The organism is Microbacterium sp. CIAB417 (assembly GCF_022788845.1).
On record NZ_JAHZUT010000002.1, the window covers coordinates 1,177,708 to 1,202,422 of the forward strand.

The window sequence follows — 24,715 nt, forward strand, 5'->3', positions numbered from 1 at the left end:
ATCCTCCTGAACGGCGTTCATGTGAACACTGTTCAGGTACAGTACCCGCATGGTGGCCGACGGCTCAAACTCCTCCCGCGCGCCTCGTCGCTCGAAGACGGATGTCGTGGATGCGGCCCTCGCGTTGCTCGATCGCGTGGGGCTGCCGGATCTGTCGATGCGTCGGCTCGCGGACGAGCTCGGCGTGCAGCCCAGCGCGCTGTACTGGCACGTCGAGAGCAAGCAGGAACTGCTCGCCGCCCTCAGCGCCCGCATCCTCGCCCCCGTAGCCGCTGATGCCGCGCTCACCGCGGCAGGGGGTCTGGGTGAGGCGGCCCGGATGCTGGGGGAGCGCCTCCACGACCGGCTGCTCGCGCACCGCGACGGCGCCGAGGTCGTGTCCAGCTCTCTTGCGCTCGGCCTCGTGGACTCGCCCCTGCACCTCGTGCTCGCCGAGCGCTACCCGGATGCCGGGCACGCGCCGCAGATCGTGGCCGATGCCGTCACGCACTTCGTCGTCGGGTACACCTTCCATGAGCAGCAGCGCACCGCCGCAGACGCCTTCGGAGTCGCCGCGCGCGCCGCCGCGCTCACGCCAGACGACGTGACGAGCCGGCGACCGGACCCCTTCGCCGCGGCGCTCGCGCTCATCACCGCCGGGGCGGATCTCGCCGCCGCTTCGGAGCCGCCAGCGCGCCGGTAGACTCGATCACCGTGTCCGACGCACCCCAGAACGAGATCACGCCCGATGCGGTGAGCGCCGCGGTCGACGAGGCCCTGGCCGCCATCGCGGCAGCTGCCGACTCGGCCGCCCTGAAGGCCGCGCGCAGTGCCCACGCCGGAGAGGGCTCGCCGCTCGCGCGACTCAACGCCCGCCTGCGCGACGTCCCGAACGAGCGCAAGGCCGAGTTCGGCAAGCTCGTCGGTCAGGCCCGAGGCCGCGTGAATCAGGCGCTCGCCGCCCGCGAGGCGGAGATCGAGACGGCCGAGACGGCGGCGCGCCTGGAAGCCGAGCGCGTCGACATCACGGCGATCCCGGTCCGCACGCGCGTCGGCGCGCGGCATCCGCTGACCCTCCTGCAGGAGCAGATCGGCGACATCTTCGTCGGAATGGGCTGGGAGATCGCGGAAGGGCCGGAGCTCGAGCACGAGTGGTTCAACTTCGACGCGCTCAACTTCGACGTCGATCACCCGGCGCGCCAGATGCAGGACACGTTCTTCGTCGACCCCGTCGATCGCCACCTCGTCATGCGTACCCACACGAGCCCCGTGCAGGTGCGTTCGATGCTCGAGCGCGAGCTTCCGATCTACGTCGTGTGCCCCGGCCGGGTCTACCGCACCGACGAGTTCGACGCCACACACCTCCCGGTCTTCAGCCAGTTCGAAGGACTCGTCATCGACAAGGGCATCACCATGGCGCACCTGAAGGGCACTCTCGACCACGTCGCGCGCCAGCTGTTCGGACCGGAGGCGAAGACGCGCTTCCGCGCCAACTACTTCCCGTTCACCGAGCCCAGCGCCGAGCTCGATCTCTGGCACCCCACCTTCAAGGGCGGTGCCCGATGGATCGAGTGGGGCGGCTGCGGCATGGTTAACCCCAACGTCCTGCGCGCCGCGGGCATCGACCCGCAGGAGTACTCCGGGTTCGCCTTCGGCATGGGTATCGAACGCACCCTGATGTTCCGCAGCGACGTGCAGGACATGCGGGACATGGCCGAGGGTGATGTGCGATTCAGCGAGCAGTTCGGGATGGTGGTGTGATGCGCGTTCCGCTGTCGTGGTTGCGTGAGTTCGTCGAGGTTCCCGCCCAGGCATCTCCCGAAGACGTCCTGGCCGCCTTCGTGCGGGTCGGTTTCGAAGAGGAGGACATCCACCGCTTCGAGCTGCAGGGGCCGATCGTCGTGGGCGAGGTGCTCTCCTTCGAGGAGGAGCCGCAGTCCAACGGCAAGACGATCCGCTGGTGCCAGGTGCGGGTCGCGCCCGAGGGCGAGACGGCGGCCGACGGCGGGGCCGACATCCATGGCATCGTCTGCGGGGCGCACAACTTCTTCCCGGGCGACAAGGTCGTCGTGACCCTGCCCGGCGCGGTTCTTCCCGGACCCTTCCCGATCGCGGCGCGAAAGACCTACGGTCACGTGTCCGACGGCATGATCGCCTCCGCGAAGGAACTGGGGCTCGGCAGCGAGCACTCGGGCATCCTCCGCCTCGTTGAACTCGGCATCGACGCGCCCGTCGGAACCGATGCGATCGCGTTGCTGGGTCTGGACGACATCGCCGTCGACATCAACGTGACCCCGGATCGCGGCTACGCGCTGTCGATCCGCGGCGCGGCGCGCGAGTACTCGCACGCCACCGGTGCCGCGTTCCGCGATCCCGCCGATCGGCCGATCGACGAGCCGGGAACGGGCTTCCCGCTCGCCGTGAACGACGAGAACCCGATCCGCGGGCGTGCCGGCGTCACGGAGTTCGTCGCCCGCGTCGTGCGCGGCGTCGACGCCTCCCGCCCCACCCCGCCGTGGATGATCACGCGGCTGACGCTCGCCGGCATCCGCTCGCTCGGCATCCTGATCGACATCACGAACTACGTCATGCTCGAACTCGGCAACCCGATCCACGGCTACGACCTCGACAAACTGACCGGCGGGATCACCGTCCGCCGGGCCCGGGCGGGGGAGAAGCTGGAGACCCTCGACGGGACCGTCCGCACGCTCGATGCCGAGGACCTGCTGATCACCGACGACTCGGGTCCCATCGGCCTCGCCGGCGTCATGGGCGGCGCCGCCACCGAGATGAGCGATGCCACCACGAATGTCCTGATCGAGGCGGCGATCTTCGACCAGGTCTCGATCGCCCGCACCGCCCGGCGCCACAAGCTGCCGTCGGAGGCGTCACGCCGTTTCGAGCGCGGCGTCGACCCCGCGGTGCCCTACGCTGCCGCGCAGCGTGTGGTCGAGCTCATGGTGCAGTACGCCGGCGGCACCGCCGACGCGACCGGTGCCGCGCTCGGGGCGGAGCTGGAGCGAGAGGCGATCGCGCTCGAGTACGACTTCGTGCCGGGTCTGATCGGCGTCGACTACACACGCGCGCAGATCGTCGCCGCACTCGAGCTGATCGGTGCCACGGTGCATGACACCGGCTCGGCATGGTTCGTCGATGCGCCCACGTGGCGTCCCGACCTGACGGACGCGTGGACGCTCGCGGAGGAGGTCGCCCGCATCGAGGGCTACGACCGCATCCCCTCGGTCCTGCCGGTCGCCCCCTCGGGGCGCGGTTGGACCGCGGCCCAGCAGGGTCGGCGCCGCGTTTCTAACGCGCTCGCCGCGGCCGGGTACGTGGAGACGCCCTCCTTCCCGTTCGTCGCGCGCGAGCAGAATGACCTCCACGGCAGCGCCGACGGGACGCCGGTGCCGAGCATCAAACTCGCCAACGCGCTCGACTCCCAGGCGGCGTATCTGCGCCGCTCACTGGTGCCGGGCCTGCTCCAGGTCGCGCACCGCAACGTCTCCCGCGGACTCGTGGATCTGAGCCTGTTCGAGGCCGGGTCCGTCTTCCTCCCAGAGCCGGGTGTCGCGTACGGCACCTCGTTCGTCCCACCGCTGGCGGTGCGCCCGGATGCGGCGACGCTCGCCCAGCTGGACGGCTCGATCCCGCCGCAGCGCCGCCACGTGGCCGTCCTCGTGGCGGGAGCCGTCGCTCCCAAGCAGCCGGGGCGCGCCGCGGAGGCCGCGGGCCTGACGGAGGCGCTCGACGCGGTGCGCGTGATCGCGGCCGCGGCCGGTGTGGAGGTGACGATCTCGCAGGGCCAGCGCGCTGCCCTGCATCCGGGTCGCACCGGCATCGTCTCGGTCGCAGGCACCGCCGTCGGTTACGTGGGAGAGCTGCTGCCCGCCGTCTCCGAGGCCGCCGATCTGCCGGGTCGCATCACGGTCGCCGAACTGGACCTCGACCTCCTCGTCGAGATCGCCGGTTCGCGCGTCGTCGCGGCATCGCTGTCGGGGTATCCCGCGGCGACGCAGGACGTGTCACTCGTGGTCCCCGCCGACGTCGCGGCCGCGGACGTGCGCGCCGCGCTCGTCGACGGCGCCGGTGCCCTCCTCGAGTCGGCGCGGCTCGTGGACGACTACCGCGGTCAGGGCGTGGATCAGGGATCGAAGAGCCTGACGTTCGCGCTGCGCTTCCGTGCCGAGGATCGCACGCTGACGTCGGCGGAGGCGACCGACGCGAAGCTCGCGGGCGTGGCGATCGCCGCCGAGCGGTTCGGAGCCGTCCTGCGCGACTGAGCGCCGTCCGTCCGGTCCGTGCCGCCTCCGCTCAGCGGCTGCCCCAGTTCCACGCGGGCACGTCGAGGAAGCCCTGCCCCTCGACGATCGTGCCGTCCCCGGTGCGCGCCAGCCGATGCGCGAGGGCGCCGGCATCCTCGAGTCGGCGAGCCAGCGCGGCCGCGTGGGTGACCACGATCACCTGGGTGCGCCGGGACGCGGAAACGATGAGCTGTGCCAGGGGATCCAGGAGGCTATCGTGCAGACTCGCCTCCGGCTCGTTGAGCACGATGAGCGGTCCCGGCTCTGCCGGCAGGAGCGCCGCGCACAGCAGCAGATAGCGCAGGATGCCGTCGCTGACCTCCGCGACGTCGAGCGCGCGCAGCAGACCGGGCTGGCTCAGCCGCATCCTCAATCGTCCGTCCTCCGCGTCGATCTGCACGCGCATCCCCGGGAAGGCGCGCCCGACCTCCGCGTCGAGGGCGTCGCCGGCACCCGCTTCGCGCACGCTCGCCCAGAGGGCCGCGACGTTCTCCCCGCCGTGGGAGAGGGCCCGGGTGCGCGTGCCCACTTGCGGCGAACGAGCGGGGGCCTCCGCATCGACGCGGAAGTGATCGTAGAAGCGCCAGCCCGCCAGGGTGCGCCGAAGCGCCAGCAGCTCCGGCCCGGTGTCGCCGTCGGCGAGGTCGACGAGAATGCTCTCGAACGGAGCCAGCGACTGATCCAGCGCGATCCATGCATCCTCGCGCACGCGTGTCGCGCTCCGTCGGCGATCGATGAGCAGGGTCGAGGGCTTCGCGACCGCGCCGGCGAACACCTGCTCGCGCTTGATCTCCGGGTCGCGCGAGAAGAGGCTCCGGCCGTCGGTCTGTGGGAGCCCCAGATCCACGAGATACCCGAGCTCGTCCGAGGCGAAGCCCAACCGCACGGCGACGGGATTGCGCCGCACGGTGCCCTGGCCGCCGCCGTGCTCGGGGCCCGCCCACAGCAGCGACGACAGCCCGCCCTCCCGGGCGACGGCCTCGACCATGCCACCGGTGGCGGCGCCCGCGAGCAGCCGCAGCGCCCGGTAGAGGTTGGATTTACCCGTGCCGTTCGCGCCGGTGACGACCGTCAGCCCGCCCAGCGGCACGACGACGTCGCGGAGCGAGCGGTATCCGGAGACGGCGATGGTCTGCAGCATCGCCCCAGTCTGGCGGGTGCATCCGACGCGAGCCGATTTGCGGATGCGGTGCGCGCGCCGCTATCGTCGGCGCATGTCTTCGGCCCGCATCCACAGCGCACAGCGCGTGGTCGTGCGCCGACGTCTGGGAGACCGCCGAATCTAGGCGATGCGTGCCGCACCGGTCCGGGTGCGCGGGCGTCGCCGATGCCGCCGGTGCGCGCGAGCGCACAGCTCCCAGACTCTAAGGTGGAACCCATGCCCTATTCGGTCGCCGTATCCGGCGCGTCCGGCTATGCAGGAGGCGAGATACTCCGCATCCTCTCCGCGCACCCCGACGTCGAGATCCGCACGGTCACCGCGCATTCGAATGCCGGAACGCCGCTGATCTCGCAGCAGCCGCACCTGCGCTCGCTCGCGCACCTCGAGCTCCAGCCGACCACTCCTGACGTGCTCGCCGGCCACGACATCGTCGTGCTCGCGCTGCCGCACGGCCAGTCCGGCCAGTACACCGACGCGCTCGCCGATGTGCCGCTGGTCATCGACGCCGGGGCCGATCACCGGCTCACCTCCGCCGACGCATGGGCGGCCTTCTACGGCGGCGACTTCCACGAGCCGTGGACCTACGGGGTGCCGGAACTGCTCGTTGACGGCGTGAAGCAGCGTGAGCGGCTCGTCGGGGCCTCACGGATCGCCGCTCCCGGATGCAACGCGTCCACCGTCTCGCTGAGCCTCGCTCCGGGTGTTGCGGCCGGCGTCATCGATCCCGGCGACATCGTGAGCGTCCTCGCCGTCGGTCCCTCCGGCGCCGGCAAGAGCCTCAAGCCGAACCTGCTCGCGAGCGAGATCCTCGGCACGGCGAACCCCTATGCCGTAGGCGGCACGCACCGCCACATCCCGGAGATCCAGCAGGCGCTCGTCGGCGCCGGCGCCCGGGGCGACGTGCGCATCTCGTTCACGCCCGTCATCGTCCCGATGTCGCGCGGGATCCTGGCCACCTCCACCGCCCCCATCGCCCCCGGCGTCAGCGACACGGAGATCCGGGATGCCTGGGAGGCGGCGTACGGAGACGAGACCTTCGTGCAGCTGCTGCCGGAGGGCACGTTCCCGCGCACTGCGGATGTGCTCGGTGCCAACACGGCGCTCCTCGGCCTCGCCATCGACCGCGCGGCGAACCGCGTCGTCGTCGTCGCCGCCGTCGACAATCTCGTCAAGGGCACGGCGGGCGCCGCCGTGCAGTCCATGAACATCGCGCTCGGTCTTCCCGAACACCGCGCGCTCACCGTGAACGGAGTCGCGCCGTGACCGTCACCGCCCCCGCAGGATTCGAGGCCGCCGGTGTCGCCGTCGGCCTGAAGTCGACCGGCAAATCCGATGTGGCCGTGGTCGTCAACCGCGGACCGCTCAAGGTCGGCGCCGCCGTCTTCACCTCCAACCGGGCCAAGGCCAACCCCATCCTGTGGTCGGAGCAGGTGATCACCGACGGCATCGTCGAGGCCGTGGTGCTCAACTCCGGCGGCGCGAACTGCTTCACCGGATCCTTCGGGTTCCAGACCACCCACCAGACCGCCGAGAGGGCGGCGGAGCTGCTCGGTGTCGCGCCCGGCGACATCCTCGTGTGCTCGACCGGTCTGATCGGAACGGGCGACGAGACGTTCCGCGCGAAGGTGCTGCAGGGCGTCGAAGCCGGTGTCGCCGCGCTGTCCGCCGACGGCGGTCTGGATGCGGCGCATGCGATCATGACGACCGACTCCGTCGCGAAGACGAGCGTGTACGCCGGCGACGGCTGGACGATCGGCGGCATCGCGAAGGGCGCGGGCATGCTCGCGCCGGGTCTTGCCACGATGCTCGTGGTCATCACGACGGACGCGGTGCTGACCGCATCCGACGCCGATGCGCACCTGCGCGCCGCCACCCACGTGAGCTTCGACCGCCTCGACTCCGACGGCTGCATGTCGACCAACGATCAGGTGAGTCTGCTGGTCAGCGGGGCGAGCGGCGTCGAGCCGGACACCGCAGCCTTCCGCGCGGGGCTCGTGGCCCTGTGCGACGATCTGGCGCGTCAGCTGCAGGGCGACGCCGAGGGCGCGAGCCATGACATCACGATCCGCGTCGTGCACGCCGCATCCGAGGAGGACGCGGTGGAAGTGGGGCGCTCCATCGCCCGCAACAACCTGTTCAAGGCGGCGATCTTCGGCAACGATCCGAACTGGGGAAGGGTGCTGGCCGCCATCGGCACCACGCAGGCCGCCTTCGACCCCTACGACGTCGATGTCTGGATGAACGGCGTCCGCGTCTGCTCCGCCGGCGGCCCCGACGCGCCCCGCGAGCAGGTCGATCTGACCCCGCGCGCGACCGACCTCGTCGTCGACCTGAAGGTCGGCGATGTCGAGGCGACGATCCGCACCAACGACCTCACGCACGACTACGTCCACGAGAACAGCGCCTACTCCTCATGACAGGTATCGATCTGCAAGACACCGACCCCGCGGCCGCGAGCGCCAAGGCGGAGACGCTCATCGAGTCTCTGCCGTGGCTCAAGCGCTACCGCGAGCAGATCGTCGTCGTGAAGTACGGCGGCAACGCGATGGTCTCCGACGAGCTGCAGGATGCCTTCGCCGCCGACATCGCCTACCTCCGCTACGTCGGCGTCAAGCCCGTCGTCGTGCACGGCGGCGGCCCGCAGATCTCCAACATGCTCGACCGGCTCGCGATCCCGAGCGAGTTCAAGGGCGGATACCGCGTCACCTCGACCGAGGCGATCACGGTCGTGCGCATGGTGCTGACCGGACAGATCAACCCGCAGCTGGTCGCCAAGATCAATGCGCACGGACCTGTCGCGACGGGACTCTCCGGTGAGGATGCGGGCCTGTTCGGCGGGCGCCGTCGCGGTGTCGTCGTCGACGGCGTCGAGCACGACCTCGGTCGGGTGGGCGATGTCGTCTCGGTCGACCCGCAGCCGATCATCGACCAGCTCGAGGCGGGCCGCATCCCGGTCGTGTCCTCGATCGCACCCGATCTCGACCACGTCGGGCACTCGCTCAACGTGAACGCGGATGCGGCCGCGGCGGCGCTCGCGGTGGCTCTCGGCGCGGTGAAGCTCGTCGTGCTGACGGACGTGCCGGGCTTGTATGCGGATTGGCCGAACCGTGACTCCCTCGTCTCGCACCTGACGGCGGCGGAGCTGCGCGAGATGCTCCCGCGCCTGGAGTCGGGGATGATCCCGAAGATGCAGGCGTGCCTCGACGCGGTCACGGGCGGCGTCCCGACCGCGGCGATCATCGACGGTCGGGTGCCGCACTCGGTGCTCGTCGAACTCTTCACTCAGAAAGGCATCGGAACCGAGGTGGTGGCGTGATGGCCGAACAGACTGTGACCGCGTGGCAGGACGACGCCGGACGTGACCTCGTCCGCAACGTCGGCGACCGTATGGCGCTCTTCGTCCGCGGTGAGGGTGCGTACCTCTGGGACGAGAACGGCCGACGCTATCTCGACTTCCTCGCCGGTATCGCCGTCGATGCCCTCGGGCACGCCCACCCGGTGTTCGTCGACGCGGTCGCCTCGCAGGCGGCGCGTCTCGCGCACGTGTCGAACTACTTCGCGACGCCGCCGCAGCTCGCTCTCGCGGCGCGCCTGAAGCGCCTGTCCGGTGCGGGCGAGACGGGACGGGTGTACTTCGGCAACTCCGGTGCCGAGGCCAATGAGGCGGCGTTCAAGCTCGCTCGCCTCCACGGCGGCACGGATCGTCCCCGCATCCTGGCGCTCAACGGCGCGTTCCACGGCCGCACGATGGGCACCCTCGCGCTCACGGGGAAGCCCGCCATGCAGGAGCCGTTCCTGCCGATGGTGCCCGGCGTCGAGTTCCTGGATTCGACGATCGAGGCGCTGGAGGCGGCGATGGACGAGCGCGTGGCCGCCCTGTTCGTCGAGCCCATCAAGGGCGAGGCGGGCGTCCTGCCGCTGCCGAAGGGCTACCTCGAGGCCGCGCGGGAGATCACCGAGCGTCACGGTGCCCTGCTCATCGTCGACGAGATCCAGACCGGCGCCGGTCGCACCGGTGCGTGGTTCGGCTTCCAGCACGCCGGCATCACCCCCGACGCGATCACGGTCGCCAAGGGCATCGGCGGCGGATTCCCGATCGGCGCGTTGATCACCTTCGGTGCCGCGAGCGACCTGTTCTACCCCGGGACCCACGGCTCCACCTTCGGCGGAAACGCCCTGGGCACCGCCGTCGCCGGCGCCGTGCTCGAGGAGATCGAGCGCGCGGGCCTGGTCGAGGCCGCGGCTGTGCGCGGCGCGCAGCTGCGCGAGGCGATCGCCGGGATCGACTCCGACATCATCGAGGGCGTGCGCGGTCAGGGACTGCTCCTCGGTGTGGCGCTTACGCATCCCGTCGCGCCGGCGGTCGTCGCCGCGGCCCAGCAGCACGGGCTCGTCGTCAACGCGCCCAATGATCAGACGATCCGTATCGCGCCGCCGCTCACGATCGGCGATGTCGAGATCGACGAGTTCACCCGGCTCTTCTCCGCCGCGCTGGCAACGGTCGCCGACGCGCTGCTGCTGGAGAGCGCATCGCCCGACACGGAGGCCCACGCATGACCCGTCATCTGCTGCGCGACGACGACCTGACCAGCGCCGAGCAGGCGGAGATCCTCGATCTGGCTCTGGAGCTGAAGGCGGACCGCTGGGCGGCGAAGCCGCTCGCCGGTCCCCAGACCGTTGCGGTGATCTTCGACAAGTCCTCCACGCGCACGCGGGTCTCGTTCGCCGTCGGGATCGCCGACCTGGGCGGGTCGCCGTTGATCATCTCGACCGCCAACAGCCAGCTCGGCGGCAAGGAGACGCCCTCCGACACGGCGCGCGTGCTCGAGCGCCAGGTGGCGGCGATCGTCTGGCGCACCTACGCACAGGCGGGGCTCGAGGAGATGGCGCGCGGCACCCGCGTGCCCGTCGTGAATGCGCTGAGCGACGACTTCCACCCCTGCCAGCTTCTCGCCGATCTGCTCACGATCCGCGAGCACAAGGGCGAGCTCAAGGGACTGACCCTCGCGTTCTTCGGCGACGGCCGCTCGAACATGGCGCACTCGTACGCGCTTGCGGGCGTCACCGCCGGGATGCACGTGCGCGTCGCATCTCCGGAGTCCTATGCGCCCCGCGAGGACATCGTCGCCGACGCCGATCGTCGCGCCGCGGAGACCGGAGGATCGCTCACTCTGCTCACGGACCCGCTGGAGGCCGCGGCCGGTGCCGACATCATCGTGACCGACACCTGGGTGTCGATGGGCAAGGAGGAGGAGAAGCTCGCCCGCCTTCGCGACCTCGGCGCCTACAAGGTGACCGAGGAGACGATGGCACTCGCCGATCCCGGCGCGATCTTCATCCACTGCCTCCCCGCCGATCGCGGCTACGAGGTGGACGCCGCCGTGATCGACGGACCGCAGAGCGTGGTGTGGGACGAAGCCGAGAACCGGCTGCACGCCCAGAAGGCCCTGCTGGTCTGGCTGCTGCGCCAGAGCTGATCGGACCCGCGGGATGAGGCGGGCGCTGGCGCGGCTGAACGGAGCTGACCGGCTCGGCGGAATCGATCTCGCCCGCGGTCTCGCCGTCATCGGGATGCTCGCCGCCCACCTGCTGACGATCGAGGAGCCGTTCGATCTGACGTGCCCGCAGACGTGGCTCGATATCGTCAACGGACGATCGTCGATCCTGTTCGCCGTCCTCGCGGGGGTCTCGATCGCCCTGACGACGGGTGGAACGACTCCCGTGTCGGGGGAGCGGTTGCGCGTGGCGCGCGGCCGTCTGCTCGTGCGCGCGGGACTCATCTGGGTACTCGGCATCCTTCTGATCCTCACGGGCGTGCCCGTCTATGTGATCCTTCCCGCCTACGCCGTGCTGTTCCTGCTCACCCTGCCGCTCCTGCGACTCGGCGCGGGGACCCTGTTCCCGGTCGCGGCGGCGCTGCTGGTGGTCATGCCGTTCATCCAGGCGGCGCTCGGGCTGCTGCCGTTCTGGGACACCCCGGGGGGCGAGAGCATCGCGCTCGTGATCGGCTGGGCGTACCCGTTCCCGCTGTGGATCGGATTCCTCGTGCTCGGTCTCGCGCTCGGGCGCACCGACCTGCGCGATGCGCGGATCGCGGCGATCCTCGTCGTGATGGGGTTCGGGACCGCACTGTTCGCCTACGGAGCGGGTGGCCTCGCCGAGCCCGCGGCCGCTTCGTCCGACTACTGGAGCGTCGCGCTGAGCACGTACCCCCACTCGGGCGGCCTGCCCGAGGTGGTCGGCGGCGCGGCGACCGCGGTCGCGGTCCTGGGCGGATGCCTGCTGATCGCCCGCACTCCAGTGACGTGGGTGCTGCTGCCGCTGCGCGCGACGGGGGCCATGCCGTTGACGGCGTACACGGCCCAGCTGCTCATCTGGGCAGTGTGGGCTCTGGTCGCACTCGGCGATACCGGAGCGCTGGGGGAGTTCCGCGAGCTCGAGCCGTTCTGGCCGCTGACGATCGCCGTCGTGGCCGGGTGCACCGCATGGGCGCTGACGATGGGGCGGGGACCCCTGGAACGGTTGTTCGCCGCGGTCGCGCGCCGCAGCGTGCGCACGGCCGACGAGCGTGCTCGGTAGGCTGGTCGGGTGAACGACGCCCCCCACGACGCCACTCATCGCGGTTCCCTGTGGGGAGGCCGCTTCGCTTCCGGCCCCTCGCCCGAGCTCGCAGCGCTCAGCCGATCCACGCACTTCGACTGGGTCCTCGCGCCCTACGACCTCGCCGGCTCGCACGCGCATGCCGCGGCCTTGACGGCTGCAGGGTACCTCGACGCCGACGAGGCGCGACGCATGCACGAGGGACTGGACGCGCTCGCCGCGGCCGTTGCCGATGGTCGACTGCTGCCCGCCGAGGGCGATGAGGACGTCCACGGTGCCCTCGAGCAGGCCCTGATCGCCGAGGTCGGCCCCGAGCTCGGCGGCAAGCTGCGCGCCGGTCGCAGCCGCAACGACCAGATCGCCACCCTCGTGCGCCTGTACCTGCTCGATCACGCCGCCGTCATCGCCCGCGATCTCATCCGGCTGATCGACGCGATCGTCTCCCAGGCCGAGGCGCACGCGGATGCGGCCATGCCCGGGCGCACGCACCTGCAACACGCCCAGCCCGTGCTGCTCGCTCACCATCTCCAGGCGCACGCCTGGCCGCTCGTGCGCGATCTCGAGCGGCTTCGGGACTGGGGCGTTCGCGCGCGTGTGTCCCCGTACGGGGGCGGTGCGCTCGCGGGCTCCACGCTGGGCCTCGACCCGCAGCTGGTCGCGGAGCACCTCGGGCTCGACCGCCCGGCGGAGAACTCGATCGACGGCACCAGCTCGCGCGACGTGGTGGCCGAGTTCGCCTTCATCGCGGCCATGATCGGTGTCGATCTCTCCCGCTTCGCAGAGGAGATCATCGTCTGGAACACGCGTGAGTTCGCCTTCGTGCGACTCGACGACGGCTTCTCGACGGGCTCGAGCATCATGCCGCAGAAGAAGAACCCCGACATCGCGGAGCTCGCGCGCGGCAAATCGGGTCGTCTTATCGGCAACCTCTCGGGTCTGCTCGCGACCCTCAAGGCGCTGCCCTTGGCGTACAACCGCGATCTGCAGGAGGACAAGGAGCCGGTCTTCGACTCGGTCGCCACCCTCGAGCTCGTGCTTCCGGCGTTCGCCGGCATGGTCGCCACCGCGCGTTTCGACACCGACCGGATGGCGCAGCTCGCACCTCAGGGATTCTCGCTCGCGACGGATGTGGCCGAATGGCTCGTCAAGCGCGGTGTGCCGTTCCGCGAGGCGCACGAGATCTCGGGCGCGCTCGTGCAGGCGTGCGAACAGCGCGGGATCGAGCTGCACGAGGCAGATGACGCGTTGCTCGCTCAGGTCTCGGCGCGTCTGGAGCCGGGTGTGCGAGACGTCCTGACCGTCACCGGCTCGCTCGCGAGCCGGGACGGCTACGGCGGGACCTCGCCGCGGCGCGTCGCCGAGCAGCGCGCCGAGCTCGTCTCGCGCGTGCAGACGCTGGCGCACGCGCTCGGCCTCTGAGCGTGTAACCGCTCGGGCGCCCGCTCGACCCCTGGAGTTCACCCGCAGGACTCGAGCTGTCGACCTGAGCCCGTCACGCTTCGGACGCGCCCTTCTGGGGAAGTGCGTGCCCCGAAGGAGAGACGATGCCCGCGCACTTCCTGTACGCACGGTTTCCCGCGCGTTCGCACCGTGCGGCGGCCGACTGGTTGCGCTCGATCGAGGACGTGCTCGCCCTGCACGGCGACACGATCCGTGTCGCCGCCGGGGTGCGGAACACGGCGGGCGCCGTCATCGGATGGCGCCTGCTGACCGAGAACCATCGTGAGCTCGGACGCAGTGCGTGGCTCGCCGCAGCAGAGGATGCGGCACGCGCCGATGTCGCCCGTATCGTGCGCAGCGCCGACCGCCTGGTCGTGCACTCCGACCCCGAACCGGGCATGCGCACGACCGGCTGGTTCGTCGTGCTCGATGGCGAGCTCATCATGATCGGCGCCCGACGCTACGAGAACCGTTCGGTCGCGCGCAACGCCGGTCAACTCGCGGTACGGCTGCTGGTGGCGATGAACGATCGGCGCACCGACACCGCCGGCACAGCAGAGCTGGTCCGGTGAGCGACACCCTGATTGCGGGGCGCTTCCGGCTGCGTGGCCTGTTGGGCAGCGGCGGGACGGCGGCGGTGTTCGCGGCCGACGACACGCTCACGGGCGCGCGTGTCGCCCTGAAGCTGCTCCACCCGCACCTGGCCGAGGATCCGGCCCGCTGGGACGCCTTCTTCGAGGAGGTGCACGCCGCCCGGGCGATCGAGCACCCGAACATCGCGGGAGTCGTCGATGCGGGTGCCGTCGACGACGGGACGCCCGTGGTGTGGATCGCGATGGAGCTCGCCGTCGGGACCACGCTCGATGAGGTCGTGCGCGAGCGCGGCCCGCTCGACACCGCGCGCGTGCGGATCGTGGGCGATCGCGTGCTCGCGGCGCTCGCCGCCGCCCACGCCGAGGGCGTCGTGCACCGTGACGTCACACCCGCCAACATCGTGATCGACCCCGATACCGTCGATGACGAGGCGTTCGCCGCCGCCGTCCGGCTGCTCGACTTCGGTCTCGCGGATGTGCCGGGGCGCGCGACCGTGGGCGGTGACGCGCTGCTGTCGGGTGCTGCGGGCGCAGAGACCGGGGTCGTCGCGAGCGTCGCGTACGCCTCGCCCGAGCAGCTGCGCGGCGAACCGGTCACCGAGGCCAGCGATCTGTATCAGACCGGTGCCGTGCTGTTCTTCGCCCTCACCGGTCGTGCTCCGTTCGGCGGCGACGCGGCGGCCGTCGCACGGGCGCACGTTTCGGCGCCGCCGCCGCTGCCGTCGGCGCGTCGCCGCGGCATCCCGCGGGCCTTCGACCGCGTCGTCGCGACCGCGCTGCTGAAGGATCCCGCCGACCGGTTCGCGGACGCGGCGGCGATGCAGGGCGCGCTCGCCGCCGTCGACGCTCCGACGCCGGATGCGGCGGCGGAGCCCGCATCCCACACCGGACCGACCCGCATGTACCGCACGGTGCTGCCGGGGTCGGCGGTGGACGGCGCCGCCACCGCCCCGGTGCCCTACGTCGCGCCGGACTCCGCGGCCCCACGCAGCCGGTGGGCGGCCTGGGCCGCCGCGGGCGCGGGCGCCGCGGTCATCGTGGGCGTCGTCGCCCTGTCGGCCGCCGCGGGGTCCGCCCCCTCCGCTGCGCCCAGCCACACGCCCCCGCCCACCGTCATCGCATCGGAGCCGACGACGACGTCCGAACCCACTGTCGCGCCCGCATCGGTGGCCGTGCCCGCCGTGGCCGGTCTGGCACTGGGCGAGGCCACGCAGGCGCTGCAGGCCGTGGGCCTGCGTGTGGGAGACGTCACCCGCATCGACGGTGCGACCGCGGCCGACATCGTGCTCGAGCTCGATCCGGGTGCGGGCGCCTGGCGCGAGGTGGGCTCTGCGGTGGCCTTGCGCGTGGCGTCCGGCAGCAACACCGTGCCGGGCGTCGCCGGCCTCACGCTCGCCGCCGCCGCGGAGGCGCTCGCCGCCGCGGGCTTCAACCCGCTCGTGGAATACTCCGGCACGGGCCCGACGGGCGTCGCGCTCTCGGCACGGCCCGCCGTGGGCACCGCGCTGCCGGTGGGCAGCATCGTCTCGATCATCGCGGCCAGCCCCGAGGTCGTGCCCGAACCGACGCCCACCCCGACGCCCGCGCACACCGTGCCGCCCACCCCGACGCCCGCTCCGAGCACACCGTGACCGTGTCGCGCGCGGCGCGTCACCCGCGGCATCCGATCACGTCACGCGCGGGACACATGTGCAGCATCTTTCATTCACCTGAGCCGGAGAGGCTGACGCGCAAGCCCTGGGGAGGGCTCCGCCTGCCCGAAAGACGGAGGACACGTTGAGCAATGCCACAACGGAGGTGATCGCACCTGCCGGGGCCGCATCGAGCGCCCCTCGGCGCACCCTGCGGTCGCGCCCGGTCCTCGGCGACAAGGTGTTCCGCACGGTCGCGTACGCCGCCGGAGGTGTGACCGTCGCGATCATGCTCGCCGTGGGCATCTTCCTCACGGCGCGCGGCGGACAGGCGCTCGGGACCGCCGGGTTCTCGTTCCTGTGGACGCAGGCGTGGTCGCCCGAAACCGGTGAGTTCGGCATCGCAGCCGTTCTGTTCGGAACCGTGACCATCGCGGTCGTCGCACTTGCCTTCTCCTTCCCGCTCGCACTCGGCACGGCTCTGCTCATCAGCGAGATCCTCCCCGGCGGCGTCAAGCGAGCCATGGTGACCATCGTCGACTTGATGGCTGCCGTTCCCAGCGTGGTCTTCGGGCTGTGGGGAGTGCAGTTCCTGCAGGAGAACGTCATTCCGGTGGCGCAGTGGATCTCGACGATGTTCGGGTTCATCCCGATCTTCGCGGTCACCGACGCCGAAGGCCATCGGCTGACGGAGGCGAGTGCCTTCACCTCTTCGGCGTTCATCGCCGGCATGGTGGTCGCGTTGATGATCCTGCCCACGCAGACCTCCATCATGCGGGAGGCGTTCTCGCAGGCCCCCATCGGTGAGCGTGAGGGGGCGCTCGCTCTCGGATCCACGCGCTGGGGCATGATCCGCACCGTGGTTCTGCCCTTTGGCCGCGGCGGTATCATCGGCGGCACGATGCTCGGCCTCGGTCGTGCGCTCGGCGAGACGATCGCCGTCTACATGATCATCTCGCCGATCTTCACCATCAACGGGGAAGTGCTCAAGACAGGCTCGAACTCCGTCTCGGCGCTCATCGCGCTGCGTTACGGCGAGGCGAGCGAGTTCGGCCTCTCTGCGCTGATGGCCGCGGGACTCGCCCTGTTCTTGATCACCCTTGTGATCAACTTCACCGCGTCCTCCATCGTCGCGCGGTCGCGTTCCGGAGCGGAGAGCACCTGATGTCCCTCGTCGATGAGGTCACCGAGACGGCGTCACCGCAATCCCCGCAGGCGCACCGCACGCGAATCCCGGCCGTCAGCGCGGAGGCGGCGCGGCCGGAGCGGCGGCGTCCGGGCAAGGCGGCACTCGAGGACGCGTACGACGTCGTCGGTGCGCTGCTCGCCGGCGCATCGGTCGCCACGCTCCTCTTCGGCTGGATCGCGCCGCTGACCGGTGCGGTCGGCTGGGTCGTTGTCGCCTACCTCGTGTTCATCGCAGGCTATGCGGTGCTGGTCTCGTTGCGCTCCGATCGGCTTGCGGTCGTGAACCGCGTCGTCACCGTGCTCCTGTACAGCGCGGGCGTGATGGTTCTGGCAGCGCTCGTCTTCGTCGTGATCTACACGGTGGGCCGCGGTGTGCCGGCGCTGTCGAACATCAACTTTTTCTTCGAGACCATGCGGTTCGCCGGCCCGCTCGACCCGCTGAGTGACGGCGGGATCTCTCACGCCATCGTGGGAACGCTGATCCAGATCGGTATCGCTCTGGCGATCACGGTTCCCCTGGGCATCATGACGGCGGTCTACCTGAATGAGATCGGCGGTCGGTTCGCGCGTTTCGTGCGCACCGTGTCCGACGCGATGACGGCTTTGCCCTCGATCGTCGCGGGTCTCTTCGTGTACGCGGCGCTGATCACCCTCGTCACGAAGGAGCGTTCGGGTTTCGCGGCCTCGGTAGCCATCACGGTGATGATGCTGCCGATCGTGATCCGCTCGGCGGACGTCGTGCTGCGACTCGTACCGCATCAGCTGCGCGAAGCGTCGTACGCGCTGGGCTCGTCGCGCTGGCGCACGGTGTGGAAGGTGGTCCTTCCCACCTCGCGCTCCGGACTGGCGACAGCGGTGATCCTCGGCACCGCTCGCGGGATCGGCGAGACGTCCCCGGTGCTGCTCACATCAGGCGTGACGGCCGAGATGAACACGAACCCGTTCTCGGGTCCGATGATCTCCCTCCCTCTCCAGGTGTTCAACTTCGTCCAGTCTCCGGAGCCCAACATGATCGCTCGCGGATTCGGTACCGCCGCCGTGTTGATCCTGCTCGTGCTGAGCCTGTTCGTCGTCGCGCGCCTGATCGGCGGACGTGGCGCGGGCGTGCTCTCCGAGGGTCAGCGGTATCGCGCCGCTCGACGGTCGCGAGAGGACCTCATGCGGATCGTTCGCCGCCCCAGGACCGCTGACTATGCGGCCCCGGCCCCCTCATCTCGTTCTCAGGAGAACTCGTGATCCCTCGTCCCCGACGCCGCTCGCTGCGCGGCGCGATCGTCGCCCTCATCGTCGCTGCGATGGCCATGACGACCGCGGTTCCGGCTCAGGCCGCATCGATCGTCGCGATCTCCGGTTCCGGATCGACCTGGTCGCAGAACGCACTCGACCAGTGGCGTCGCAACGTCGCGAACAACTACGCGATGACCGTCAACTTCTCGGGGACCGGGTCATCCGCCGGCCGAAGCGATTTCATCAAGGGGACGGTCGACTTCGCGGTCAGCGAGATCCCCTTCCAGCGCGCGCCCGAGGACGGATCGGCGCCGGAGATCCCGTCGCGCGGCTATGCATACCTGCCGATCGTCGCCGGCGGCACGTCGTTCATGTACAACCTCAAGATCGGCGGCAAGAAGGTCACCAATCTGCGCCTGTCCGGCGAGGTGATCTCGAAGATCTTCACCGGACAGATCTCGAACTGGAGCGATCCTGCGATTCAGGCGGACAATCCCGGCCTGAAGATGCCGGACAAGGGCATCACCCCGGTCGTCCGGTCGGACGGTTCCGGGTCGACGGCGCAGTTCACCAAGTGGATGTCCGATCAGTATCCGGCGATCTGGTCGACCGGGATGACGTCGCAGTTCCCGACCGCTCGCGTCGCGAACGCCAAGGCGCAGAACGGCTCGCTGGGCGTGGCCGGCTACGTCAGCCAGAACTACGGCGAAGGCGCGATCACCTATGTCGAGTACTCCTACGCGCTGAAGTCCGGCTTCCCGGTCGCCAAGGTGCTCAACAGCTCGGGCTACTACATCGAGCCGACCGCGTCCTCCGTCGCCGTGGCCCTCCTGCAGGCGCAGATCAATACCGATGCCGGCTCGGCCGACTACCTGACCCAGATCCTGAGCGGCGTGTACAACAGCGCCGACCAACGGGCGTATCCGCTCTCCAGCTACTCCTACATGATCGTCCCGACGGAGTTGGGCGGCATCTTCACCGAGGACAAGGGCTACACGCTGGGTGAGTTCACGAAGTACGTCGTCTGCGAAGGCCAGCAGCAGGCCTCGGCCTTGGGATACTCGCCGCTTCCGATGAATCTGGTTCAAGCAGCGTTCGCCCAGATAGCACGCGTTCCCGGCGCCAACGCGGGGTCGCTCAACATCGGCTCGTGCAACAACCCGACGTTCTCGGCCGACGGGTCGAACAAGCTGGCGAGTGACGCCCCCTATCCCGCCGACTGCGACAAGCAGGGCACCGGAAACCAGTGCACAACCGGAACCGCGGGAGCGACCGAGGGAACCGAGGTGTCCGGCTCCGGCAGCGGCGGTTCCGCCGCCGGAGCCGCGACCGGCGGCACGGCTGCCAGCGCCGATGCGGCCACGGCGGGCGGAACCTCGACGGCCGACGCCGTGTACGACGCGAACGGCAACCTCGTGTCCGGTTCCACGGCGCAGGGCGGCTCGGCGGTGTCCTCGCCGTTCACGCTGGCGTCCGAGTCCTGGGGGCCGTCTCAGACGGGGATGCTCGTCGCCGGCGTGCTGCTGCTCGGGGCCATCCTCGTGCCGCCCTTGTTCGTACGGCGCTCCCGCGCCAAGCGGTGATCGGCGGCTGAACGCGCGGTGCCCGGCACTCGGCGTTCACCTGCCGGAACAGCAATGGACGCTGGTCCACGCCAGCCGTTCGCAGTGCGGACAGAGCAGATTCGCACGAGATTCCTAACTTGTGATGAGGCCGCTGGGGCGGTCAGAACTGGGGTTTGACGTGGTCCGGATCGGACGTGCGCGCACATGGGTTCGTGCAGCACTGGCGGCGTGTGCGACATTCGCGGCGGTGATCTCGGTGTCCGTGGTCGCGAGCGGCGCGGCGCAGGCGGTGGACGGATCGGCGGTGACGGTCTCTGCCCGAGTGCAGGACCCGGATGTCGACGAGGCCCCGCTCCCCGACCTCGAGGTGACGGTCTCGCAGACGCAGAACCTCATCGCACAGGCGATAACCGTGTCGTGGAAGGGCGGCAAGCCTTCGTCGCTGCCGAGTTCGCAGAGCGGCGGCGAGAACTATCTGCAGATCATGCAGTGCTGGGGCGACGTCACCGACGCGAAGGGCGACGTCGGGCCGGACCGGACCACGTGCCAGTTCGGTGGGTTCGTATCGCCGGGGGCTGTTCGGGATCGCTATGTCGAGTCGCCCGATGCGGTGGCGAAGGAGGATCTGCCCTACGCGCATCTCGGTGCCGATTACTTCGATCCGTCCTACGTGGGGATTCCCTTTCGCTCCGTCACCGGGACGAACGTCGAGTCCGTGGTCGACGGCAAGATCCAGCCGGGCGTGAATCTGAACACGAACGCGTTCTTCACGAAGTACACGACGAACGAAGTGCCGTGGGCGGGTTCGGCGGCCGACGGCACGGGGTCGGTCACGTTCGAGGTGCAGACGGCCTTGGCGGCTCCGGGGCTCGGATGCGGGTCGGTCGACGAGACGGCCGTCGATGCCTCCTCCGGCCGTTCGTGCTGGCTGGTCATCGTGCCGCGCGGCGAGGGTGCCAACGTCGACTCCGCGCTCTTCTGGGATGAGTGGAAACACCGCATCGCGGTTCCCCTGCAGTTTCAGCCCGTCGGTCAGCACTGCGTGATCGGCTCGGCAGAACGTCAGCTGGCGGGAACGGAGCTGGCGGCGGACGCCGTCGCGGCATGGCAGTCGACTCTCTGCGGAAGTGAGGGCGGCGCCGCCTACACCCTCCTGACGACGACCGACACGGATGCGGCGGGAGCCGCGAACAGCACCTCGGACGCCCCTCTCACGCTGACGTCGCAGGCGTTGGACGCCGAGGAGGGCGTCACCGACAATCTGACGTACGCGCCGATCGCGCTGACGGGGGTCTCGGTGGCGTTCGCCATAGATCGGTTCCCGTCCTACAACGCCTCGGAGGATGCGCGCTCGCGCGCTCGCATTCCCTTCTCGAGCATGAAGCTCACACCGCGGCTCCTCGCGAAACTGCTCACGTCGTCGTACTCGGACGCGTTGGCGCCGAACTCCGACAAGGCTCATCTCGGCACGAATCCACGCAACCTCCTCTACGATCCCGACTTCCTTGCGATCAATGATCCGGAGTGGGCCGAGCAGGCCATCGTGAATCCCGCCGTCGCGGACGTCATGGTGCCGCAGGGGCGGTCGGGCTACGCGGAGGCCATCTGGGACTACATCCTGGCCGATGCGGATGCGCGTGCCTTCATGGAAGGCCGGGCGGACCCGTGGGGAATGGTCGTGAACCCTTACGCATCGATCGATCCCGAGCTGAACCCCACCGGCTCGGCGCTCGAGGTGCCGCGATCGGACTTTCCGAAGGTCGACCCGAGTGAGGGCTATCCGGGACAGGACCGCGTTCTGAACTCGGTGACATGGCGTCCCTATCTGAATGATCTCGCCTCCGGGGCATACAACTCTCTGCGCGGCGACGGGCTGACGACCGGCGACTGGGATCCGTTCTCCACGCCCCCCAAATGGAGCAGGAACGCTCGTAGCCTCGTCGGTGCACGCACGGTGATGGCCTTGACCACGGCGCCCGCGGCGGCGCGGTACGAGACGGTGACGGCTTCTCTCTTGAACCCGGCCGGCCAGTTCGTCACGGCCGACACCGAGACGATGCTCGCGGCCGCGGCGGCGATGGTGGCGTCAGAGACGCAGACCCAGGTGCGCACGTTCGATCCGACCACGTCAGCGGCGAAAGCCGCGCCCTCTGCCTACCCGCTGACGATGCCGGTGTACGCCGCCACCGATGTGACACGGAATTCATCGGATCTGCGAACCAGCTACGCGCAGTTCGTCCGGTACGCCGCCACGTCGGGGCAGACCCCGGGCGTTCGTCTCGGTGAGTTGCCGCCGGGCTATGCCCCGCTGCCGCAGAGCTGGCGTGACCAAGCGCTGCTCGCGGCCGATCAGATCGAGGCCGGGGTCCGTATCGCGCAACCCGCCGCCTCGGCTCCGGTCGGGCAGGCGCAAACGCCGGCCCAGGCCGCATCCGCTCCGGCGACGGGAGCAAGCGCTGCGGCGCCGTCATCCGCGGTGCCCGCGACCGACCCTGCAGCATCCGGCGTGGCGTCGGCCGCTCTCTCGGCGGGCTCGACACCCGACGACCCCGACAGCGGCGCCCTGTCGGGCATCCTGCCGATCGCCCTCGTGGCCGCGCTTCTCGCTGCCGTGATCGCCCCTCTCATCGGCCGCTCTCGGCGCCGTCTCTGACCTTTCCTCTGCACGACCCTCAACCCGATACAGAAAGAGAACAACATGAAGCTCAAGCGGCTTGTTGCCGTTTCGACGGCTCTCGCGGCCGTCGTTGCTGGTGGCGTGGTGGCATCTGCAGCAAACGCAGAGGTCGTCTCGAACAGCTACGTGCTGGTCGGCTCGGACACGCTCCAGGACGCCTCGAACGCGCTCGCGAACGGCACGCGCGTCACCGGCTCGCTGGTGCGAGTGAAGGCGAACAACGAGACCATCGGTTCGTTCGATGCGTTCCCGTCGTCCGGCGTCGGCAGCCAGATCCAGACGAAGCCCGGCGGTGCGCGCTTCCTGCGTCCTTCGGGATCCGGAAACGGCGTGAACGCCCTCATCGCCTCGATCAACACGTCGGGCTCGGCGAAGTGGAACAACGTCGACATCACCGGACAGGTCGACATCGCACGCTCCTCGAGCGCGCCCAAGAGCGCCGACGTCGATGCGACCAATGGAAAGCTCGCCTACATCCCGTTCGGCCGCGACGCAGTGTCGTACATCTACACCGGCGGAACGGCTGCGTGGGCGAACCTGAGCGCTGCCGAGCTCAAGCAGATCTTCGAGGGAACACTGACCACGGTCGACGGCGTCGCGATCACCCCGCGGCTTCCGCAGAGCGGTTCCGGCACGCGCAGCTTCTTCCTCAGCGCGATCGGCGTCACCACGCCGGCTGCCAGCATCGACGTCAACAACACGACCGCTGAGAACGACGCTTCGGTGCTCGGCGCGAACCAGATCATCCCGTTCTCCGTCGCCAGCTGGACGGCGCAGTCGACGGGCTCTGCTCCGACCACGCTGAACGGCACGAGCGTCGTGCTCGGCACGCCCATCTCGGGCGTCGCGCCCGTGACCGGCGCCGGAACCGCCACGGTGCCGAACTCGGCGTTCTACAGCACCGCGTTCGGACGCGACACCTATCTGGTGGTGGAGCGCGCCCGCATCACGCCCTCCAACCCCAAGTACGACGCAGGTCTCGCTGCTCTGGTCGACCCGACCAAGGCCGCCAGCCTGACCAACTTCACTGCCTCGGCGGCATCCACGCCGGCGGCGGTCAAGAAGAAGTTCGGCTTCCTCGCGCCGTCGACGACGGCTCCCACGTACGCATACCCCGCAGCCTGATCCTCACACTGACAGGACGAATCAACATGTACTTTCTCAAGAGCAAGAAGGTTGTGGCAGGCCTGACGGCCGTCGTGGCCGGACTCGGTATCGCATTGGCAGGCGGCTCGGCGGCGATGGCTGCTGACGACGCAGGCCACTGGACTCCGGAGGGCACCCAGGAGCCCTGGTTCATCTACGATCTCGGTACGAGTCAGCAGATCACACCGGGCACCACGCTCCACTTCGACTCCGACCTGTTCGCCGCGCCGTCGGCGACGAACATCGACCAGCCGTTCGACAAGGCTCCCTCCGACGCGACGGGTGTGAAGTACTTCATCGCACCCCGAGGGCAGGAGTCCAACATCGAGCAGTGGAGCTCCTCCGAGACGGGCGGCTTCATGACGGACCAGGACAAGCGTGTCTTGCAGCCCACGTCGTCGCTGTACCAGTTCCCGGCGTCGTTCAGCGCGGTCAAGGCCGCCGGCGGTAACTACAGCCTCGGTATCGCGTACACGAAGAACAACGGCGTGACGCTCGTGGGCTCGCCCTCGTACACCTGGGTGACGATCACCGCAGGCTCGGGAGACTGGACCTTCACGACGCCCGAGTGGGTGGCGGACCAGGTCTCGGGACCGAAGACGGGTGACATCACCGTCGAGGCACCCGTGGCCGCCCCCGTCGACGGTGCGCTCTCGCTGACCGTTCCGTCGGGTGCCAAGGCGACCCTGGGCGCTGCGGCGCTGGACAGCACGGGCAAGTCCGTGTCGAACGGCACGCTGCCCACCTTCCAGGTCAAGGACGAGCGCTACTCGACCAAGCCCGGCTGGACGGTGAACACCTCGGTGGCCGCCTTCGTCAGCGGTGCGAACACGTTCGACGCCGCCGCTCTGGCGATCACCCCGGCGATCAACAACACGTCGACCGCGACGGGTGTCACGAAGGTGACCTCGCTCACCGGCTCGACCGCCGCGGGCAAGTTCGCCGAGGCTGCGACCGGTGCCGGCACGGGCACGACCGACCTGTCGGCCGCGCTGACGCTCACCGCGCCGCTCGGCACCCCGGCAGGCACCTACACCTCGACGATGACGGTCACCGTCGTCTCGAAGTGAGTTCCCGGGGTGGGGCGGGCCTCGTGCCCGTCCCACCCCACTCGCCGTGCCCTGGCTCGTTGCCCGGGCACGGCGGTATCGCTTCACCTCTGTTCGCCCCGCGTTCACCTCTCGGATGCGGGGCGGTCAGCCCGAT

The 24,715-nt window shown here is 69.9% G+C and carries 19 protein-coding genes; 18 read left to right on the forward strand and 1 reads right to left on the reverse strand.

What is annotated here, in order from left to right:
* Window positions 1–49 precede the first annotated feature (49 nt).
* From KYX17_RS12190 to pheT, 3 genes are read left to right on the forward strand one after another with little or no spacing between them, the layout of a single operon-like run.
* On the forward strand, window positions 50–682 hold the full coding sequence (locus tag KYX17_RS12190) for a TetR family transcriptional regulator (protein ID WP_243227236.1): 633 nt from the start codon (window positions 50–52) through the stop codon (window positions 680–682).
* Between the two features lie 11 nt (window positions 683–693).
* On the forward strand, window positions 694–1,740 hold the full coding sequence (gene pheS, locus KYX17_RS12195) for a phenylalanine--tRNA ligase subunit alpha (RefSeq protein ID WP_243227237.1): 1,047 nt from the start codon (window positions 694–696) through the stop codon (window positions 1,738–1,740).
* Window positions 1,740–4,259, forward strand: coding sequence for a phenylalanine--tRNA ligase subunit beta (gene pheT / locus KYX17_RS12200; RefSeq protein ID WP_243227238.1), 2,520 nt, complete (start codon window positions 1,740–1,742; stop codon window positions 4,257–4,259). The genes pheS and pheT overlap by 1 nt, the downstream gene beginning before the upstream one ends.
* Window positions 4,260–4,290: 31 nt before the next feature.
* Here pheT and KYX17_RS12205 read toward each other — a convergent pair whose 3' ends face one another.
* Window positions 4,291–5,421 carry an AAA family ATPase gene (locus KYX17_RS12205; protein WP_243227239.1) on the reverse strand — a complete coding sequence of 377 codons (1,131 nt, stop codon included), beginning with the start codon at window positions 5,419–5,421 and terminating at the stop codon, window positions 4,291–4,293.
* Between the two features lie 237 nt (window positions 5,422–5,658).
* Between KYX17_RS12205 and argC the strand changes: the two genes are divergently transcribed.
* The 15 genes from argC to KYX17_RS12280 all read left to right on the forward strand — a co-directional run bounded on the left by argC (window position 5,659) and on the right by KYX17_RS12280 (window position 24,579).
* Window positions 5,659–6,705, forward strand: coding sequence for an N-acetyl-gamma-glutamyl-phosphate reductase (gene argC, locus KYX17_RS12210; protein WP_243227240.1), 1,047 nt, complete (start codon window positions 5,659–5,661; stop codon window positions 6,703–6,705).
* The gene (gene argJ, locus KYX17_RS12215; RefSeq protein ID WP_243227241.1) at window positions 6,702–7,859 is read left to right on the forward strand and encodes a bifunctional glutamate N-acetyltransferase/amino-acid acetyltransferase ArgJ; all 1,158 of its coding nucleotides are present in this window, start codon (window positions 6,702–6,704) and stop codon (window positions 7,857–7,859) included. The genes argC and argJ overlap by 4 nt, the downstream gene beginning before the upstream one ends.
* Window positions 7,856–8,758 carry an acetylglutamate kinase gene (argB, locus tag KYX17_RS12220; protein WP_243227242.1) on the forward strand — a complete coding sequence of 301 codons (903 nt, stop codon included), beginning with the start codon at window positions 7,856–7,858 and terminating at the stop codon, window positions 8,756–8,758. The genes argJ and argB overlap by 4 nt, the downstream gene beginning before the upstream one ends.
* Window positions 8,758–9,999 carry an acetylornithine transaminase gene (locus KYX17_RS12225; protein WP_243227243.1) on the forward strand — a complete coding sequence of 414 codons (1,242 nt, stop codon included), beginning with the start codon at window positions 8,758–8,760 and terminating at the stop codon, window positions 9,997–9,999. Before argB ends, KYX17_RS12225 begins: the two co-directional genes overlap by 1 nt.
* Window positions 9,996–10,919 (forward strand): ornithine carbamoyltransferase, encoded by a 924-nt coding sequence (gene argF, locus KYX17_RS12230; protein WP_243227244.1) that lies wholly within the window; start codon window positions 9,996–9,998, stop codon window positions 10,917–10,919. Before KYX17_RS12225 ends, argF begins: the two co-directional genes overlap by 4 nt.
* A 13-nt stretch (window positions 10,920–10,932) precedes the next feature.
* Window positions 10,933–12,021: a heparan-alpha-glucosaminide N-acetyltransferase domain-containing protein gene (locus KYX17_RS12235; protein ID WP_243227245.1), complete on the forward strand. Its 1,089-nt coding sequence runs from the start codon at window positions 10,933–10,935 to the stop codon at window positions 12,019–12,021.
* Window positions 12,022–12,030: 9 nt separating this feature from the next.
* Entirely contained in the window at window positions 12,031–13,461 is a 1,431-nt protein-coding gene (argH, locus tag KYX17_RS12240) for an argininosuccinate lyase (RefSeq protein ID WP_243227246.1), read from the forward strand.
* Window positions 13,462–13,586: 125 nt separating this feature from the next.
* Window positions 13,587–14,054, forward strand: a complete 468-nt coding sequence (locus KYX17_RS12245) for a hypothetical protein (protein ID WP_243227247.1) — start codon at window positions 13,587–13,589, stop codon at window positions 14,052–14,054.
* Window positions 14,051–15,706 (forward strand): PASTA domain-containing protein, encoded by a 1,656-nt coding sequence (locus KYX17_RS12250; RefSeq protein WP_243227248.1) that lies wholly within the window; start codon window positions 14,051–14,053, stop codon window positions 15,704–15,706. Before KYX17_RS12245 ends, KYX17_RS12250 begins: the two co-directional genes overlap by 4 nt.
* Before the next feature lie 145 nt (window positions 15,707–15,851).
* Window positions 15,852–16,871: a phosphate ABC transporter permease subunit PstC gene (pstC, locus tag KYX17_RS12255; protein WP_243227249.1), complete on the forward strand. Its 1,020-nt coding sequence runs from the start codon at window positions 15,852–15,854 to the stop codon at window positions 16,869–16,871.
* Window positions 16,871–18,130 carry a phosphate ABC transporter permease PstA gene (pstA, locus tag KYX17_RS12260; RefSeq protein WP_243227250.1) on the forward strand — a complete coding sequence of 420 codons (1,260 nt, stop codon included), beginning with the start codon at window positions 16,871–16,873 and terminating at the stop codon, window positions 18,128–18,130. The genes pstC and pstA overlap by 1 nt, the downstream gene beginning before the upstream one ends.
* A complete protein-coding gene (gene pstS / locus KYX17_RS12265; protein ID WP_243227251.1) occupies window positions 18,127–19,704 on the forward strand; it encodes a phosphate ABC transporter substrate-binding protein PstS in 1,578 nt (525 codons plus the stop codon). The genes pstA and pstS overlap by 4 nt, the downstream gene beginning before the upstream one ends.
* A 229-nt stretch (window positions 19,705–19,933) precedes the next feature.
* Window positions 19,934–22,339: a hypothetical protein gene (locus KYX17_RS12270; RefSeq protein WP_243227252.1), complete on the forward strand. Its 2,406-nt coding sequence runs from the start codon at window positions 19,934–19,936 to the stop codon at window positions 22,337–22,339.
* Window positions 22,340–22,384: 45 nt separating this feature from the next.
* Window positions 22,385–23,488, forward strand: a complete 1,104-nt coding sequence (locus tag KYX17_RS12275; RefSeq protein ID WP_243227253.1) for a hypothetical protein — start codon at window positions 22,385–22,387, stop codon at window positions 23,486–23,488.
* Window positions 23,489–23,514: 26 nt separating this feature from the next.
* Window positions 23,515–24,579, forward strand: a complete 1,065-nt coding sequence (locus KYX17_RS12280; RefSeq protein ID WP_243227254.1) for a hypothetical protein — start codon at window positions 23,515–23,517, stop codon at window positions 24,577–24,579.
* Window positions 24,580–24,715: the final 136 nt, after the last annotated feature.

Excerpts from the sequence above, each read along its gene's own strand:
- argB (WP_243227242.1), top strand. The coding sequence starts at position 7,856 with ATGACAGGTATCGATCTGCAAGACACCGACCCCGCGGCCGCGAGCGCC.
- KYX17_RS12225 (WP_243227243.1), top strand. The coding sequence starts at position 8,758 with ATGGCCGAACAGACTGTGACCGCGTGGCAGGACGACGCCGGACGTGAC.
- KYX17_RS12190 (WP_243227236.1), top strand. The coding sequence starts at position 50 with ATGGTGGCCGACGGCTCAAACTCCTCCCGCGCGCCTCGTCGCTCGAAG.
- argC (WP_243227240.1), top strand. The coding sequence starts at position 5,659 with ATGCCCTATTCGGTCGCCGTATCCGGCGCGTCCGGCTATGCAGGAGGC.
- pstA (WP_243227250.1), top strand. The coding sequence starts at position 16,871 with ATGTCCCTCGTCGATGAGGTCACCGAGACGGCGTCACCGCAATCCCCG.
- KYX17_RS12235 (WP_243227245.1), top strand. The coding sequence starts at position 10,933 with ATGAGGCGGGCGCTGGCGCGGCTGAACGGAGCTGACCGGCTCGGCGGA.
- pheT (WP_243227238.1), top strand. The coding sequence starts at position 1,740 with ATGCGCGTTCCGCTGTCGTGGTTGCGTGAGTTCGTCGAGGTTCCCGCC.
- argF (WP_243227244.1), top strand. The coding sequence starts at position 9,996 with ATGACCCGTCATCTGCTGCGCGACGACGACCTGACCAGCGCCGAGCAG.
- KYX17_RS12280 (WP_243227254.1), top strand. The coding sequence starts at position 23,515 with ATGTACTTTCTCAAGAGCAAGAAGGTTGTGGCAGGCCTGACGGCCGTC.
- KYX17_RS12245 (WP_243227247.1), top strand. The coding sequence starts at position 13,587 with ATGCCCGCGCACTTCCTGTACGCACGGTTTCCCGCGCGTTCGCACCGT.
- KYX17_RS12205 (WP_243227239.1), bottom strand. The coding sequence starts at position 5,421 with ATGCTGCAGACCATCGCCGTCTCCGGATACCGCTCGCTCCGCGACGTC.
- KYX17_RS12275 (WP_243227253.1), top strand. The coding sequence starts at position 22,385 with ATGAAGCTCAAGCGGCTTGTTGCCGTTTCGACGGCTCTCGCGGCCGTC.